This window comes from Acinetobacter lwoffii (assembly GCF_015602705.1).
GTDB lineage: Bacteria > Pseudomonadota > Gammaproteobacteria > Pseudomonadales > Moraxellaceae > Acinetobacter > Acinetobacter lwoffii_E.
In genome coordinates this window covers 434,329-451,266 of the sequence record NZ_CP059081.1, presented here as the reverse complement: position 1 = coordinate 451,266, position 16,938 = coordinate 434,329, and the positions used below count along the sequence as shown (strand labels likewise).

Genomic DNA, 16,938 nt, shown 5'->3' with positions numbered 1-16,938 from the left:
ATTTCGAAAGGCTCAAAGAGTACTCGAAATTGACCGATGATGCAACAAGAACGTTAATTACTCAGCAGCTGCTTCAACAACTTCAACTAGAGTCCAAGACTTAGTTTTAGAAATTGGGCGGCTTTCTTTAATGGTTACAACATCACCAGCTTTCGCTGTGTTGTTCTCATCATGAGCATGTAATTTTGTTGAACGGCGGATTAATTTGCCATACAACGGGTGTTGAACTTGGCGTTCAATAAGAACAACGATAGATTTATCCATCTTGTCGCTTACAACTTTGCCAGTTAACGTGCGGACTGTTTTATCACTCATTGTCCGTTCCCCTGTTTTTCGGTAAGGAGGGTCTTAATACGAGCAATAGTCTGACGAGTAAGTGCAACTTCATGCGATTTACCCAATTGACCAGTTGCTTTCGCCATACGAAGACGGAATTGGTTAAGCTGTTGCTCATCAAGCAAAGCTGTCAACTCTTCTACCGACTTTTCACGTAGATCTTTAGTTTTCATTACATTACCGTCCGAGTCACGATAGCGGTTTTAAACGGAAGCTTAGCTGCTGCAAGCGTAAACGCTTCGCGAGCCAATTCTTCGTTAACACCATCAATTTCGTACAAGACTTTACCTGGTTTGATTTGGCAAACCCAATATTCCACAGAACCTTTACCTTTACCCATACGCACTTCAAGAGGCTTAGAAGTAATCGGCTTGTCCGGGAATACACGGATAAAGATCTTACCACCACGCTTAATACGACGGCTAATTGTACGACGCGCTGCTTCAATTTGACGCGCAGTCATTTGACCACGTTCAACTGATTTAAGTGCAATAGTACCGAAAGATACTGTGCTACCGCGGTGTGCTAGACCAGTGTTACGGCCTTTCTGCACTTTACGGAATTTAGTACGCTTAGGTTGCAACATGGATTATTCTCCTTTTTCAGCAGAACGATCATTGCGACGACCACGACGCTCTTGACCTTCACCACGACCACGACCGCGTTTAGCTGGACGCTCTTCTGCTGGAGCTGGGTTCATGACTTGTTTCATGCCGCCCAAGATCTCACCACGGAAGATCCAAACTTTAACACCGATCGTACCGTAAGTAGTCTCAGCACGCATAGTCGCATAGTCGATATCTGCACGAAGCGTATGTAGAGGTACACGACCTTCACGATACCACTCAGTACGAGCAATCTCAGCACCACCTAAACGGCCTGAAACTTCTACTTTGATACCTTTAGCACCAGCACGCATTGTGTTTTGTACCGCACGCTTCATAGCACGACGGAACATTACACGTTTTTCTAATTGAGAAGCGATAGCTTCAGCAACTAGACGCGCGTCTAAGTCTGGACGATCAATTTCATTGATACTTACTTGCGCAGGAACACCCATGATAGATGTCAATTCGCGTTGTAGTTTCTCAATATCTTCGCCTTTTTTACCGATTACGATACCTGGACGAGCAGTGCTAATAGTTACTTTAGCAGCGCCTGTAGGGCGTTCGATAAGAATGTTGCTGATCATCGCGTTTTTAAGTTTTTTGATCAAAAACTCACGAACTTGAAGATCTTTAAGCAAGTATTCAGCGTATTGTTTCGGATTCGCATACCAGTTAGCGTTATGACGTTTCACAACACCTAGGCGGATACCGATTGGATGAACCTTCTGACCCATATCAAACCCCTACCTTAACGGTGATGTGACAAGTACGCTTAGTAATACGATCTGCACGGCCTTTAGCACGTGGCATAATACGTTTCAGGCTCATGCCTTCATCAACGTAGATCGTAGAAACTTTAAGGTCGTCTACATCTAAACTGTTATTGTGTTCAGCGTTTGCAATCGCAGATTCCAACGCTTTCTTAACTAGAACTGCAGCTTTTTTGTTGCTGAAGTTAAGGATGTTAAGAGCGTGCGCAACAGATTTGCCGCGGATAAGATCTGCAACCAAACGAGCTTTTTGTGCCGAGATAGCGGCACCGCGTAATTTAGCAGTTACTTCCATCATAGCACCCATTAACGTTTAGATTTCTTGTCAACACCGTGACCGCGATAGGTACGAGTTGGTGCAAATTCACCAAGCTTGTGACCAACCATGTGCTCAGAAACGATCACAGGAACGTGGTTACGGCCATTGTGTACAGAAATTGTTAAACCAACAAAATCCGGGAGGATCATCGAACGACGCGACCAAGTTTTGATCGGCTTACGGTTATTAGCCGCGATAGCCGCTTCAACCTTAGCGAACAAGTGCGCATCGACGAATGGGCCTTTTTTCAGAGAACGAGGCATTGTCAGATTCCTTTACTTGTTACTTAACGCGACGGTCGCGAATAATCATCTTAGTCGTACGCTTATTGGTACGTGTCTTGTACCCTTTAGCTTTTTGACCCCATGGGCTTACAGGTTGAATACCTTTGTTACGCCCTTCACCACCACCATGTGGATGGTCAACTGGGTTCATCGCCATACCACGAACGGTAGGACGAACACCACGCCAGCGTGATGCACCAGCTTTACCTAGTGAACGAAGGTTGCTTTCTGAGTTAGATACTTCACCTAACACAGCACGGCATTCAACGTGAATTTTACGCATCTCGCCTGAACGCAGACGAACGATAGCGTAAGAACCGTCACGACCCAACAGCTGAACTGAAGTACCAGCTGAACGAGCTAACTGCGCGCCTTTACCGATTTTAAGTTCGATGTTGTGAAGAGTAGAACCGATAGGCATGTTGCGAAGCGGCAAGCAGTTACCTGGACGAATTGGAGCATCGTTACCAGACTGTACTTTATCGCCAGCGCGAAGGCCTTTAGGAGCGATGATATAACGACGCTCACCATCAGCATACAATACAAGTGCAATGTGTGCAGTACGGTTAGGATCGTATTCGATACGCTCTACAGTTGCAGGAATACCATCTTTGTTACGTTTAAAATCAACTAGACGGTAGTGCTGCTTGTGACCGCCACCAACGTGACGAGTCGTGATGTGACCGTTATTATTACGGCCGCCAGTACGTTTTTTAGCTTCAACCAACGGAGAGTATGGTGCGCCTTTGTGAAGGTGATCGTGAACCACTTTCTCTACAAAGCGACGTCCTGGAGACGTTGGCTTACATTTTTGAATAGGCATAATTCTCGTCCTTATTCCGCTGTGCTTTCAGCGGTATCGCCCAAGTCAGCCATTTCAACATCTTGGCCAGCTTTCAGGGTGACGTATGCTTTTTTAACATCAGAACGACGTCCTAATGTTTTACCAAAGCGTTTAGACTTACCTTTAGTGATAGTCGTGTTAACTTTAACAACTTCCACACCAAAGAGTTGTTCCACTGCTTTTTTGATTTCAAGCTTGTTTGCATTTAATGCAACTTTAAACACTTGAACACCAGCAGTTTCACCTAAAACTTGTGCTTTTTCTGAGAATACAGGTCCTTGCAGGACTTGATAGATACGTTCGTTGTTCATCCGAGTTCTACCTCAATTTTCTTAGCAGCAGCTACAGACATAACAACTTTGTCGAACGCAATCAAGCTAACCGGATCGATTGCAGCAGCATCAACCACATCAACGTGTGGAATGTTGCGCGCAGCAAGATACAGGTTCTCATCAACAGCATCAGTAACGATCAATGCGCGAGTCGCATTCAAGTCGTTAAGTTTTGCAAGCAATTCTTTAGTTTTTGGAGCTGCAACAGCAAACTCTTCAACTAAAACTAAGCGATCTTGACGAACAAGTTCAGCTAGGATGCATTGCATAGCACCGCGGTACATTTTACGGTTTACTTTTTGAGACCAGTCTTGTGGACGAGCAGCAAAAGTTTTACCACCGCCAACCCAGATTGGGCTACGAATAGAACCAGCACGAGCGCGGCCAGTACCTTTTTGACGGAATGGCTTGCGACCACCGCCAGAAACGTCTGCACGTGATTTCTGAGCTTTTGAACCTTGACGGCCACCAGCTAAATAAGCTGTAACCACTTGGTGAACAAGAGCTTCATTAAATTCACGACCGAACGCAACTTCTGATAATTCAACAGCAGAGCCGGAAACAGTATTTAAATTCACGTTATTTCCCCTCAGGCCTTGATCGTAGGACGAACGATTACGTCGCCACCAGTAGCACCAGGAACCGCGCCTTTAACAACTAGAACTGAACGTTCTGTGTCGATAGCAACGATCTCAAGACCCTGTGTAGTTACGCGTTCAGCACCTAAATGGCCAGCCATTTTTTTGCCTTTGAATACGCGACCAGGAGTCTGGTTTTGACCAGTAGAACCTAAAACACGGTGAGAAACTGAGTTACCGTGAGTTGCATCTTGCGTACGGAAGTTCCAACGCTTAACACCACCTTGGAAACCTTTACCTTTAGATTGACCAGTTACGTCAACAACTTGACCAACCTGGAACAATTCAACGGTAAGCGTACCACCAACTTCACGACCTTCAAGATCAGCTTCTGTAGCACGGAATTCTTGAACTAGACGACCAGCTGCAACACCCGCTTTCGCGAAGTGGCCTTTCTGAGCGTTAGTTACGCGAGATTCGCGACGTTCACCAGTAGTGATTTGAATCGCTTGATAACCATCAGTTTCAAGCGTTTTGATTTGAGTGATGCGGTTAGGATCAACCTCAATCACTGTAACAGGCACAGAAACACCAGCATCTGTAAAGATACGTGTCATACCGCACTTGCGACCGACTAAACCAATAGCCATGTGCATAAACCTCTAAAAAAGCGGCCTAATTAACTTAGAGTGTTAATTAACCCGAAAGCCTTAACCCAATGCGATCTGAACATCAACACCAGCTGCAAGATCTAACTTCATCAATGCATCTACAGTTTTGTCTGTAGGTTGAACGATGTCGATCAAACGCTTGTAAGTACGGATTTCGTACTGGTCACGCGCGTCTTTGTTTACGTGTGGTGATGTTAAAACGTTAAAACGTTCAATGCGTGTTGGCATTGGAATTGGACCACACACTTGTGCGCCAGTACGTTTTGCGGTTTCTACGATTTCTTGAGCTGATTGATCAATCAGGCGATGATCAAAAGACTTAAGACGGATACGAATTCTCTGGTTAGACATACCAGTAAACTCCAAGCCAAATATATAAAGAATCACTCTTGACGCATCTCACCCCACTTTATGTGGGCAAGTGTCAAGAGCAGTGAAATATCACTAAGGTCATGATCGATGCCACGACTGTAACGATAGTTAACTACTTTATTCGCAGTTAACCCCCTTCCTATTGAAGGGTCGCTTATTATAGCCATTGTTTAATGCATAAGCAAATCTCTTTTATGGTTTTATCCAAGTTTTCAATTTATGACTTAAAACAATAGTTTATTGTGTAAATATTAGGCAGTTTTTGCCAAAACATATTCTATAGCACGATTTAATATCTGATTTCCTTCAATAAATTTTTGCTTCGTGGTTTTTTTTAATTCAAATAAATTTTGCACATATTTTCCTGAAAATTGTGCAAGCTCTCCTTCATTTTCTAAAAACAATTCGAGTGTTTCTGGGGTAATTTCCGGATGAAACTGGAAGCCCAATACATTTCTACCCAACTGGTACATCTGATTACGACAGGCTTCATTTTCTGCCAGATGGACTGCCCCTTTAGGCAATTCAAATGTTTCATTGTGCCATTGCAGAATATTAAACTGCTCCGGCAGGCTAAAACACGTCTCTGGTAGATTCGCCACTCTGTGCACCGTGGTCCACCCCAATTCCTGTTCTGGATTGCGACTAACACCTGCACCCAAAGCATTTGCAATCAACTGCCCACCCAGACACAGGCCAATTGCCGGTTTGCCATGCGAAAGATAGCGACGCAACCAGCGTTTTTCTATTTTTAACCAAGGGAAATTTGCTTCATCATTCACACTCATGGTTCCCCCCATAATGATCAGCAAATCCACCTCTTCCACTGCAGGCAGCGCCTCGATCTCCAGCGGTCGATCCACGGGTAAAGCAAAAAATTCAGTCGCTGTAATGTGCGCCTGATGCTGCTTTAAAAATTCATAACAACTACCAAAACCTTCACCAGCAATATGCTGAAAATAATGCACTTTTAAATGCGACTTCATGCTCCTCAACCTATTTTTTTAGCTATATAGATTTAGGTTTTGCAAAAATGAAGCCAACTTTTTATAAGACTTGTTGTTTTTAAACAATTCACAACGTAACTGGCAGTGAGTCACAGATTCTCTTAAGCTAGAGTAATATTTGATTACATTTGAGCGCATTCACGTGAAACAAGACTCTCAAACTCGCCTGATTCATGCACCACGAAAGGCTCCTCAAGCGATTTCCACCATTCAACCTCCCCTCTATCGTGCATCGACCATTATCTTTAACAATACCGATGCCCTGTTTAATCGCCATTGGACCGATGACTATGACTATAGTTATGGCACGCATGGCACGCCTACGACCTTTACGCTGGGCGATAACATCGCACAGCTCGAAGGTGGTTTATATCACCTGCTCGCACCGAGTGGTTTATCCGCGATTAATCTCGTGAATTCTTGCTTTTTAAGCCAAGGAGATGAGGTTTGGGTGGCTGACAATATCTATGGTCCAAACATGGAACATTTACGCAATCTGGAAAAGCGTTATGGAATTACGGTTAAGGTCTACAATCCCATAGAGCTTGATACATTTCAGCCTACAGATAAAGCCAAACTGATCTGGCTCGAGGCTGCTGGCTCAGTCACCTTGGAATTTCCGGATCTGGCTGGTTTAGTGAAAAAAGCTCAGGCACACAATATTCTTACTGCGCTGGATAATACCTGGGGCGCAGGTCTGGCTTTTGATGCCTTTGATTTTAGTGAAGAGCATTTAAGTGTAGATATGACGGTACATGCACTGACCAAATATCCAAGCGGCGGGGGTGATATTCTGATGGGCTCGGTGGTTACGCGAGATAAGGCCCTGCATCACAAACTGTTCCGCGCACATGCCATTCAGGGCATTAGTGTTTCTGGTGATGATGTGGCACAGATACAACGCAGTCTGGCTTCGATGCAACTGCGATATCAACATCAATCCAACAGTGCGCTTACATTAATGACATGGCTTAAACAGCAAACCGAGTTTGTACAGGTGCTGCATCCTGCAGATCCGGACAGTGCAGGCCATCAGTACTGGAAAGAAATTTGCAAGCAAGGTGATAGTGCCGGCCTGGTCAGCGTGATCTTTGACAGCACATACGTAATGCAGGATATCCGGAATTTCTGTGATAGCTTAAAACTGTTTAAGCTTGGCTTTAGTTGGGGTGGCCCTGTCAGTCTGGTCATGCTATATAACTTAAAAGACATGCGTGTGCTGGAACATTCACACTTAAAAGACGGCTTGCTGGTTCGTTTCTGTATTGGACTGGAATATCCGGAAGATTTGATTCAAGATATTCAGCATGCACTAGAACAAATGAAAAAACTTAAAAACGAATAATAAATAACAGGAAAAGCTATGGGTAGACCAATTGTTATTGCTAAAAAAACTGCGGATGCCACACAGGATATTGTGCTGCATTCCCAACTTGCCAATCGACATGGCTTGATTGCAGGTGCCACTGGTACCGGAAAGACTGTGACTTTAAAAGTATTGGCGGAGAGCTTTTCTCGAATTGGTGTACCTGTATTCCTCGCCGATGCCAAAGGCGATGTGTCCAGCCTGGCCAAAGCAGGTGAAAGCAGCCCCAAGTTTGATGAACGGATTAAAAGTCTCAATATCGAGTCCATTCCTTTTGCAGCCTCACCAGTGGTGTTTTGGGATTTATTTGGCGAACAGGGTCATCCGATTCGCACTACCATTTCTGAAATTGGCCCGCTGCTGCTGGCGCAAATACTGAATCTGAATGACACCCAGGAAGGCGTTTTATCTGCCGTGTTTCGGATTGCCGATGATCAGGGTTTATTGCTGATCGACTTTAAAGATCTGAAAGCGATGCTGAGTTATGTCTCTGAGCATGCGGCTGACTTTAAAGCTGAATATGGCAATCTTTCACCCGCCAGTCTCGGTGCGATTCAACGTAATTTGTTAGCACTGGCTGACCAAGGCGGTGACCAGTTTTTTGGCGAGCCGGCGCTGGATCTGATGGACTTTTTACAAACGGACAGTCAGGGCCGTGGCAATATCAATTTGTTGGCGGCTGACAAGCTGATGAATACGCCTAAGCTATATGCCACGTTCTTGCTCTGGATGCTCTCCGAGCTGTTTGAACAGCTTCCCGAAGTCGGCGATCTGGACAAACCTAAACTGGTGTTTTTCTTTGATGAAGCCCATCTCTTGTTTGATAATGCCAGCCCTGCCCTACAGGATAAAATTGAGCAGGTGGTACGCCTGATTCGCTCTAAAGGCGTGGGAATTTATTTTGTCACGCAAAATCCGTTGGACTTGCCGGAAAGTGTCTTAGGCCAGCTCGGCAATCGGGTTCAACATGCTTTACGGGCTTTCACTCCCAAAGATCAAAAAGCAGTGAAAACCGCAGCAGAGACCTTCCGAGCCAATCCTGAATTTAAAGTCGATCAGGTGATTACCGAACTTGCTGTCGGTGAAGCCCTAATTAGCTGCCTGGATGAAAAAGGTATTCCGCAAATTGTAGAACGTGGCTGGGTCATGCCGCCGTATTCATCCTTTACACCGATCTCGCTTGAAGAACGCAAGGCTCTCATGCAGCAAAGTATTGTCGCCGGTATTTATGAGCAGCCAGTCGATCGGGATAGCGCCCATGAAATGCTGCAAAACAAGGTCGCAGAACGCCAGCAACAGGCTCAGGCCGCCGAACTTGCCAAACAGCAAAGCAAGGAACAGGAAGCTCTTGCCAAGCAGCAAATTAAAGAACAGGAACGTCTGGCACGAGAACAACAAAAAGAAGCTGAACGCGCAGCCAAGCAACGAGAAAAACTGACTCAGGATATTGTCGGCACCTTTGCCAAAAGTGCTGCCCGTAGCCTGGGCGGGAGTACTGGGCAGAAAATTGTGCGCGGCTTACTGGGTTCGCTGTTTGGCCGCAAATAATCCCCCTCCTTTTCCGATCATCATCACACTTTTTATGGGATATTCTTATATCCCATAATTTTTTATGGTTTTATGACTATGCGCTATTGTAAAGCTATTTTAAAAGATGTAATTTAAATACATCTTTTAAAAAACATCTGTAGATAGCTCTCATGACTCCACAACATATTGAACTTGTACAAGCGACTGTTCCTGTTTTACGTGAAAACGGCGTAGCACTTACTACGTATTTCTATAACCGCATGCTGAACAACCATCCAGAGTTGAAAAACACCTTCAACATGGATCATCAAAGTACTGGCCGTCAACCACGTGCCTTGGCTGCCGCAGTACTTGCCTATGCTGAAAACATTACCAATCCGGGCGTTTTGGCCAAAGCCATCGAACGTATTACCACTAAACATGTCAGCCTGGATATTCAACCGGATCAATATGCGATTGTCGGTGAGAACCTGTTGCACTCGATCAGCGAAGTTTTAGATGTGCCCATGGACTCAGACCTGATTGCAGCCTGGAAAGAAGCGTATATGCAACTGGCAGATATTTTGATTGGTGTGGAAAAATCTAAATATGCCACTCTAGCTTCTGAAAATGGTGGCTGGGCGGGCTGGCGCGAATTTGAAGTAGCAGCAGTCAATGATACCGATGCAGGTAAAATCTTTACACTTAAAGCTAAAGATGGTGCAGCGATTGCAAGTGCTGAAGCGGGTGAACATATTTCAGTACGTGTACAGGTGCCTGAACAGCACATTCGTCAACCACAACAGTTTAGCTTTGATCAGGCTCAAAACGAGCAATATCAAATTACTGTGAAAGCGGAAGAAAATCCAACCGCATTCTCGGTTGCACAGACACTGATCGACCACTACAAAGTTGGTGATGTAGTTGAAGTGTCTGCCCCGCTCAAGCTTTAATTACCAAAACGGTTTAGACTAGCATCAGATTCTGATTAAAAGCTCCATTCGTGGAGCTTTTAACATTCAATTCTTTCATTTTCTAGCTGTTGACCTTATGCAACTCAATAAATTCACTGACTATGCGCTTCGGATCCTGATGTATGTCGCACAGCCACGTGATCTCCCTTATACCATTGCAGAACTTGCCGAGCGCTTGCAGGTTTCACAGAATCATGCCATGAAAATCGTGCATTTTATGGCGAAAAAGGACTGGCTGATCACCACACGTGGCAAAGGTGGCGGCATACGTTTAAATCCGGCAAGCCTGAACCTTCAACTGGGACAGATTGTGCGGATCCTGCAACGCGACAGCAATGTAGTGGAATGCAATAGCCCACCCTGCGTATTACGTCCGACCTGTGGTTTAAAAGGCATTTTAGATGATGCTGTCGAACAGTTTTATAGCAGTCTGGACCAATATGTGCTTAAAGATGTGATTAGGCCACGAAATGCGCGTTTCAGTACAAATTCTCCGATCAGCCTGATTAATCTTTAAAGTCTTCAGGCTCATGTCTTGTGACTTATTCTTGCGGCAAAGTTCGCTTGCCTGTGCGACTTCCTTTATAATGTTTCATTGTAGATCATTTATTGAAGTTGAGTTATGCACCACAGCAGAGGAAAATCCAAAAACAGTAAGACAGCCCATGCGCCTAAGCAAAAGATCAGCTACGAGAAAAAAGTTGATTCTGCCATTACTGAATATTCTGTGCGCGCACTCAACTGGCTACGCAAAGCCGAATTTTTAATGAGTGCACCCAAACTCAGTCTTTGTGTAGAAGATACTGGCTATGAAATTGCTTTTGCCGGCCGCTCAAATGCGGGTAAGTCCAGTGCGATTAATGCCTTGACCAACCAGAAACAGTTGGCACGTGCATCGAAAAAACCTGGCCGTACCCAGATGATCAACTTTTTCAGCCTGGGCAATCCGGATCAGCGTCTGGTCGACTTACCCGGTTATGGTTATGCGGCTGTGCCTGAAAAAATGAAACTGGTCTGGCAAAAAGAACTGGAAAATTACCTGATTCACCGCCAGAGCTTACAAGGCCTGGTATTGCTGATGGACATTCGCCACCCTCTGCAACACTTCGATGTGATGATGCTGGAATGGGCTTATTCCCGCCAGTTGTTCGTGCATGTGTTATTGACCAAATCTGACAAACTGAATCGTGGTCCTGCATCCAAAGCCTTGCAGGAAGTCAAAGCAGCATTGAAAAAGATGAAGCTGGATTTCTCGATTCAACTGTTCTCATCGATGAATAAACAGGGTCTGGAAGAACTGGCCAGCGTCATGGGTGGCCGTTTGAACTTTACCTTAGATCAAGCATCTGAATATGATCTGGACAGTATTCCGGAAGCATCAGCGCATGATTTGAATGAATCTGATGAACCGCTTGAAGAACTCGAGCTTAGTGAATCCGATTCGGAGCATGTTACTGAAGTATCGACGCATGATTTAAATGAAGCTGAAGAACCGCTGGAATTACTTGAACAGGATCAATCCGAGCTTAAAGCGGCAGATGAGCTAAATCAGAATAAGCGTTCAGCGGATTAAGACCATATCACCTAAATGATCTGTGATCATTCTTGATTTATTAAAACTCAACGTACAAATAAAAAAGCAGGTCAAATACCTGCTTTTTTTTTATTTTTTTAAATGTTTTAGCTATCTGTAGCTTGAAGATCGGGTTCACGCGTATGCCGGTCCACCACCACGCTGATCATCATATCTCCCTGAACATTCACCACTGTACGTACGGTATCCAGTAAACGGTCGATCGGTAAAAGAATGGCAATCGCCTCGGCAGGTAAACCAACCGATTGCAAGACCATAATCATGGTCACCATACCGGCACTCGGAATTCCCGGTGCACCTAAGGATGCAATCATCGCAGTTGCACAGACCACCAGTTGCTGCCCCAGACTCAGATCCAGCCCCATTAAATTGGCAATAAACAGAGCTGCAGCTGCTTCATACAGCGCCGTACCATCCATATTCAACTGTGTACCAAGTGGAATCACAAAGCCTGCAGTATGTGGACGTACCCCTAAATTTTCCTGCGCGCATTTCATCGACAAGGGCATGGTGGCCGAACTGGAACTGGTGGCAAAGGCAGTAATCAAGGCAGCACGTGTGCCTTTAAAGAACGTGACCGGATCCATCTTGCCGAAAATCCACAGCAATAAAGGCAAAACCACGATGCCATGAAAAATCGTCGTACCGGTGACTACCGCAGCGAATTCAGCCAGACGACTAAGAACCGACACATCCTCAGTGGCAATTAATTTAGCCAATAAGGCAAAAATACCGAGCGGTGCCAGTTTCATCACCCAGCCAATCATCAACATCATGATTTCAAAAAACTGGTGACTCAGCTTGCGCACAGTACGGAATTTATCTCCACCTGCGACTAGTGCTACACCCACAAATAAGGCAAAGACTACCACCGCCAAGACATTCCCATCGGCAAATGCTTTAAACGGATTGATCAGGGTATTCTGAATAAAGTTGGTAAAGAAAGAAGATGGCGTAAGCGTATCCGGTGTTTGATGTTGCGCCATGGCATCCTGGAACATCAGCACATCAACACCCTTACCGACATTAAACAAATGCGCACACGCCAGCCCCAAAATGAGTGCTAAGGTAGTGGTGGTCACACAGCACATCAGGGTAATTTTCCAGGTGCGGCTTAGCTGCCCACCCGCCTGCAGATTGGATACGCCGACCACGATCGAGCTAAAAATCAGCGGCACTAACAGCATTTTTAACAAGCCAATAAAAATACTGCTGACGATGCCGATGCCATATAAGCTGATATCAAAAAATGAGGTCTGCGGAAATATCGTCAATAGAAATCCAAACAGCACCCCCAATACGGCGGCAATTAAAATTTGCGTATTTAAGCTCATCTTTTCATGCATTTTTAATATTGATCTTAAGCCGCACTATGCCATGCAGTGTCTATAGAATCGAGTAATATTTTATAAACGCATGGTTGAAGCATGGCATCAAATGGCCTTTTTCATCCGGCTTAAAAACAAAAAACCCAATCTAGGATTCGGCTTTTTGAGCAAGAAAAAATTACTGCGTTTCGATTTCACGTAAGCGGATCAGGCCTTCCTGAGAGGTACTGCAGACCAGCTCGCCGTTCTGCCACATCCGGCCAAAATTCAGGCCGCGCGAACTGGCGCTTTGGGTGGCATCCATATCGTAAAGCATCCACTCATCCGCACGGAACGGTTTATGGAAGTACATGGCATGGTCAATACTGGCACATTGCAAACTTGGCGAGATATAGCTCAGACCATGTGGACGAAGCGCTGTGGTCATCAAGGTAAAATCAGAATAGAAAGCAGCAATAGCCTGATGCAAGGAGATCTGATCGACTTCTGCAGCAATACGGTCATGCGTACGGATATAGTGCGCATAAGACGGCGCTTCCGGTTGCGGCTGAAACGGATTTTGCGGATTGATCGGGCGAATCTCGACATGACGATCACGGGTGAAAGACGCACGGACATTTTCCGGAATAAACTCAATCATTTGTTTGATCAGTTCTGCTTCATTTTTCAGGCTTTCTGCTGGCGGATATTCCGGCTCTGAAATCTGGTAATTGAGACCTTCTTCCTGATGCGCAAAAGACACCATACACATAAAAATAGTGCGACCATGCTGAATCGCACGTACTTGACGGCTGACAAAGCTCTTGCCGTCACGGATACGATCCACTTCATAAACAATCGGTGCATTGACATCTCCACCAAACAGAAAATAGGCATGTAACGAGTGTGCCGGACGGTCTGTGGTATAAGACGCAGCGCGGAGTGCCTGCCCTAAAACCTGCCCACCAAACACGCGCTTGCCCACCAGATTACGGCTGATTCCCCGAAAAATGTTTTCTTCTAACTTTTCCAAGCTGAGCAGCTCGACCAGTTCCTGTGTTAAGGCATTCATAAGCAACCTACGTAATATTGGAGATATCCCAAAAATGGAAAAACAGATCTAAATAATTAATCTGGAATATTCTGCCACAAAATCAGACCGAAACTCTAAAGATTGCATGACTGTTCTGTCATACTGATGTCATAAGTGACTAGGAAAAGCATCTGCTTTCACGCTAAAATTAGAGCACTTCTGTTGAAGTTGTTAAAAAAAGATATATGGTTTCGCTTTGGAAACCCGCAAAAATAACCCCCCTCAGAAGTCCTGTGGTTTTGGTCAGTAAAATTAGGAGCAGCTATGTCCAAGAATGGCTTTGGTCAAATGTATCGCAAGCTTTCAAGTAAGCTACTTGATCTTGTGGTTACCCCTCATGTTCTTGGGGAAGTACCAAGTGAAGTGACAGCACCTGAACCTGATCAGACTGCAACAGAATCGCGAAAGCTGGTCTGCTACGTTTTACAGAACCATTCGCGTAGTAATGCGCTGGTCGTCGATGCAGAAACCCGCCGTTTAAAGTTGCCAGCTGCGCTCGATCCAATGCAACTGGGCAATAGTAAGGAAAAAGCTTCGCTGCTGTTTTTACAGCATCATGATGAAAATAACCTGCTCAGCTCACCGCCGCATGCGTTTCCGCCGCGCCTGTTACGCCTGATTGAAATCCTGGAACAACATCCTGAACTAGATGTGGAATTGGTACCAGTCACGGTGCTTTGGGGACGTGAACCTGAAAAAGAAGATTCCTGGTTCAAACTGCTATTTACCGATACCTGGTCTACGCCAAGCCGGGTCAAGCAACTGGTCAATATCGGTCTGCATGGCCGTCAGTCTTATTTAGAGTTTCACGAACCCCAGTCTTTACGTGCCATGATTGAGCATGCCAAAGAAACGCATCCAAATTCAGCGCCAGCAACTTATATTGTTAGCACTTTAAATGATTATCTGGATGGTCAGCGCGAAGTCATTCTCGGGCCCGACCTGTCCGATCGCCGTAATGTCATGCACAGTCTCATCAAATCGCCAGATGTACAGGCTGCGATTCGCAATGACAGTATTCGCAGTAAAATCTCGATGCTGGAATCTGAACGTCGTGCCATTGGTTATCTGAACGAAATTGTTTCCGATTATTCTCATTCGACTGTACGTTTTGCCGATAAAGCCCTGACCCGCTTATGGACTCAGCTCTATGACGGCGTGGAAGTACATAATTTCAGTACCGTGCGTGAACTGGCCAAAGATTATGAGATTGTCTATACCCCATGTCACCGCAGTCACATCGACTATTTGTTATTGTCTTATGTGATCTATCGTCGTGGCTTGATGGTGCCGTATATCGCTGCGGGCGATAACCTGAACATGCCTTTTGTGGGTCAGATTTTACGTGGTGGCGGTGCCTTCTTTATCCGCCGTACTTTCGGTGGCAATGCACTCTATACCACAGTCTTTAAAGAATATTTATATAGCGTTCTGTCACGTAATACCCCACTGGAATACTTTATCGAAGGTGGTCGTTCACGTACTGGTCGTTTGCTACCACCTAAAACTGGGATGCTGGCGATGACCGTGCATGGTCATTTACGCGGCAAGGCCAAGCCGATTGTCTTTGTACCGACCTATATCGGTTATGAACGCCTGATGGAAGGCGGCACTTATGTCGGTGAGATGAGCGGCAAGCCGAAAGAAGCCGAATCTATTTTTGGTATTGTCAAAACCCTGCGCAAAATTGAACGCATTTTCGGTAAAGTGCATCTGAATTTTGGTGAGCCGGTATTTCTGGATGACATCCTGAAACAGCATGGCGCAGAAAATATTAAAATTGAAAAGAACGATGATCCAATTCCACAAGCAGTTTCTGATGCAGTAAACAGCTCTGCGCAAGCGATTCTGGAAAATATCAACCGTGCAGTGGTGATCAATCCGGTATCGCTATTATCATTGATCCTGTTGGCCACGCCAAAACATACGCTGGATGAAGAAATCTGTATCAAGCAGCTTGATACTTATCGTACCCTGCTGGCGGCATTACCTTATGATGAACGGATGGAAGTTACACCGCTTTCAGGCAAAGAAATTATTGCCTATGCAATGAAGCTGAAACTGATCAAGCGGGTAAAACATGTGCTGGGCGATATCATTGCCATTGAAGATAATCAGGCAGTTTTGCTGACTTATTTCCGTAACAATATCGTGCATTCCTTTGTGCTTCCGTCATTGATTGCAGCACTGGCTGAACACAATGGAACGATTCGCCGTGATGATGTCGTCAACATCAGCAGCACCCTGTACCCATTCCTAAAAGCAGAGCTGTTTTTAAAATGGCGTGAAGATGAGATTCAGGATCAAGTCAATGCGCATATTGATAACTTGATTTCTGCCAAACTGATCACGCAAGATGGTGAAAATCTGCTTACTCCGGCACCCAATACTGAAGTCCATCATCAGCTCGAAGTTCTGGCTGCACCCGTGACTCAAAGTCTGGAACGTTATTACATGACTTTGGCACTGATTACCCAGCGTGGTTCTGGCAATATCTCGACCCGTCAGGTTGAAGAGCTGAGTTATCTGGTCGGTCAGCGCCTGTCTGTGCTGTACGAGTTCAACTCACCAGAGTTCTTCGATAAAGCCTTATTCCAGAGCTTTATTAAAGTCTTAACCCAAAAAGGTTATCTGTGTACCAATGAAGACAATGCCATTGTCTTTGATGAGCAGCTGACCAATGTGGCGCAATATGCGGATCTGGTACTGGATGAGGTGAAGTTACAGATGCTGCACCACATCACCGACTTTACGGATGAAGAACTGAAAGAAGCCCTGGATGCAGTTGCAGCTGAACAAGCCAAGAAACGTGCGAAGCGGAAGAAGAAGTAAGATTATTTAAGCCCCTAAGCTCCTTCTCCCTCCGCGGTGAAAAGCACTGCTTCGCAAGGGAGATGAGGAAAAATGTTCAAAAAATTCTCCACCTCTCCCTAGCCCTCTCCTAAAAGGAGAGGGAATTTAATCCTCCCTCTCC

General features: G+C 45.2%; 18 protein-coding genes and 2 pseudogenes. 6 read left to right on the top strand and 14 right to left on the bottom strand.

Going from position 1 to position 16,938, the window contains the following annotated elements:
* Positions 1-57: 57 nt before the first annotated feature.
* The 12 genes and pseudogenes from rpsQ to H0S56_RS02015 form a co-directional block, all read right to left on the bottom strand.
* Entirely contained in the window at positions 58-315 is a 258-nt protein-coding gene (gene rpsQ / locus H0S56_RS02070; RefSeq protein ID WP_004281504.1) for a 30S ribosomal protein S17, read from the bottom strand.
* The gene (gene rpmC, locus H0S56_RS02065; protein WP_004281505.1) at positions 312-509 is read right to left on the bottom strand and encodes a 50S ribosomal protein L29; all 198 of its coding nucleotides are present in this window, start codon (positions 507-509) and stop codon (positions 312-314) included. The genes rpsQ and rpmC overlap by 4 nt, the downstream gene beginning before the upstream one ends.
* Entirely contained in the window at positions 509-922 is a 414-nt protein-coding gene (rplP, locus tag H0S56_RS02060) for a 50S ribosomal protein L16 (RefSeq protein WP_004281506.1), read from the bottom strand. The genes rpmC and rplP overlap by 1 nt, the downstream gene beginning before the upstream one ends.
* Positions 862-1,678 (bottom strand): annotated as a pseudogene (gene rpsC, locus H0S56_RS02055) (30S ribosomal protein S3). Before rpsC ends, rplP begins: the two are co-directional and overlap by 61 nt.
* Before the next feature lies 1 nt (position 1,679).
* Positions 1,680-2,009, bottom strand: coding sequence for a 50S ribosomal protein L22 (gene rplV / locus H0S56_RS02050; RefSeq protein ID WP_001982638.1), 330 nt, complete (start codon positions 2,007-2,009; stop codon positions 1,680-1,682).
* A gap of 11 nt (positions 2,010-2,020) precedes the next feature.
* Positions 2,021-2,296: a 30S ribosomal protein S19 gene (rpsS, locus tag H0S56_RS02045; protein ID WP_004281508.1), complete on the bottom strand. Its 276-nt coding sequence runs from the start codon at positions 2,294-2,296 to the stop codon at positions 2,021-2,023.
* Positions 2,297-2,315: 19 nt separating this feature from the next.
* Complete coding sequence (gene rplB, locus H0S56_RS02040; protein WP_004281509.1) at positions 2,316-3,140, bottom strand: 50S ribosomal protein L2; 825 nt, start codon at positions 3,138-3,140, stop codon at positions 2,316-2,318.
* A gap of 11 nt (positions 3,141-3,151) precedes the next feature.
* Positions 3,152-3,472, bottom strand: a complete 321-nt coding sequence (rplW, locus tag H0S56_RS02035; RefSeq protein ID WP_004281510.1) for a 50S ribosomal protein L23 — start codon at positions 3,470-3,472, stop codon at positions 3,152-3,154.
* Entirely contained in the window at positions 3,469-4,071 is a 603-nt protein-coding gene (gene rplD / locus H0S56_RS02030) for a 50S ribosomal protein L4 (RefSeq protein WP_004281511.1), read from the bottom strand. Before rplD ends, rplW begins: the two co-directional genes overlap by 4 nt.
* An 11-nt stretch (positions 4,072-4,082) precedes the next feature.
* Positions 4,083-4,721, bottom strand: a complete 639-nt coding sequence (gene rplC / locus H0S56_RS02025; protein ID WP_004645054.1) for a 50S ribosomal protein L3 — start codon at positions 4,719-4,721, stop codon at positions 4,083-4,085.
* Between the two features lie 60 nt (positions 4,722-4,781).
* Positions 4,782-5,093 (bottom strand): 30S ribosomal protein S10, encoded by a 312-nt coding sequence (gene rpsJ, locus H0S56_RS02020; protein WP_000070912.1) that lies wholly within the window; start codon positions 5,091-5,093, stop codon positions 4,782-4,784.
* Positions 5,094-5,365: 272 nt separating this feature from the next.
* Positions 5,366-6,100, bottom strand: a complete 735-nt coding sequence (locus tag H0S56_RS02015) for a type 1 glutamine amidotransferase (protein ID WP_148335048.1) — start codon at positions 6,098-6,100, stop codon at positions 5,366-5,368.
* 163 nt (positions 6,101-6,263) lie between these two features.
* On the opposite strand from H0S56_RS02015, the gene H0S56_RS02010 reads away from it, so the two are divergent.
* From H0S56_RS02010 to yihA, 5 genes and pseudogenes are all read left to right on the top strand, one after another.
* On the top strand, positions 6,264-7,466 hold the full coding sequence (locus H0S56_RS02010; RefSeq protein ID WP_195725558.1) for a PLP-dependent transferase: 1,203 nt from the start codon (positions 6,264-6,266) through the stop codon (positions 7,464-7,466).
* Positions 7,467-7,484: 18 nt separating this feature from the next.
* The gene (locus tag H0S56_RS02005; RefSeq protein ID WP_195725557.1) at positions 7,485-9,035 is read left to right on the top strand and encodes a helicase HerA-like domain-containing protein; all 1,551 of its coding nucleotides are present in this window, start codon (positions 7,485-7,487) and stop codon (positions 9,033-9,035) included.
* 152 nt (positions 9,036-9,187) lie between these two features.
* Positions 9,188-9,949, top strand: a complete 762-nt coding sequence (locus tag H0S56_RS02000; RefSeq protein WP_005101211.1) for a globin domain-containing protein — start codon at positions 9,188-9,190, stop codon at positions 9,947-9,949.
* Positions 9,950-10,046: 97 nt separating this feature from the next.
* Positions 10,047-10,487: an RrF2 family transcriptional regulator gene (locus H0S56_RS01995; protein WP_195725556.1), complete on the top strand. Its 441-nt coding sequence runs from the start codon at positions 10,047-10,049 to the stop codon at positions 10,485-10,487.
* A 105-nt stretch (positions 10,488-10,592) separates the two neighbouring features.
* A pseudogene (gene yihA / locus H0S56_RS01990) lies at positions 10,593-11,369 on the top strand (ribosome biogenesis GTP-binding protein YihA/YsxC); the annotation flags it as partial.
* 281 nt (positions 11,370-11,650) lie between these two features.
* On the opposite strand, the gene H0S56_RS01985 reads toward yihA, so the two are convergent.
* Both H0S56_RS01985 and H0S56_RS01980 read right to left on the bottom strand, forming a co-directional pair.
* Positions 11,651-12,898: a dicarboxylate/amino acid:cation symporter gene (locus H0S56_RS01985; protein ID WP_114541566.1), complete on the bottom strand. Its 1,248-nt coding sequence runs from the start codon at positions 12,896-12,898 to the stop codon at positions 11,651-11,653.
* Between the two features lie 172 nt (positions 12,899-13,070).
* Positions 13,071-13,943 (bottom strand): acyl-CoA thioesterase, encoded by an 873-nt coding sequence (locus H0S56_RS01980; RefSeq protein ID WP_195725553.1) that lies wholly within the window; start codon positions 13,941-13,943, stop codon positions 13,071-13,073.
* 285 nt (positions 13,944-14,228) lie between these two features.
* Between H0S56_RS01980 and plsB the strand changes: the two genes are divergently transcribed.
* Complete coding sequence (gene plsB / locus H0S56_RS01975; RefSeq protein WP_195725552.1) at positions 14,229-16,796, top strand: glycerol-3-phosphate 1-O-acyltransferase PlsB; 2,568 nt, start codon at positions 14,229-14,231, stop codon at positions 16,794-16,796.
* The last annotated feature ends 142 nt before the right edge of the window (positions 16,797-16,938 follow it).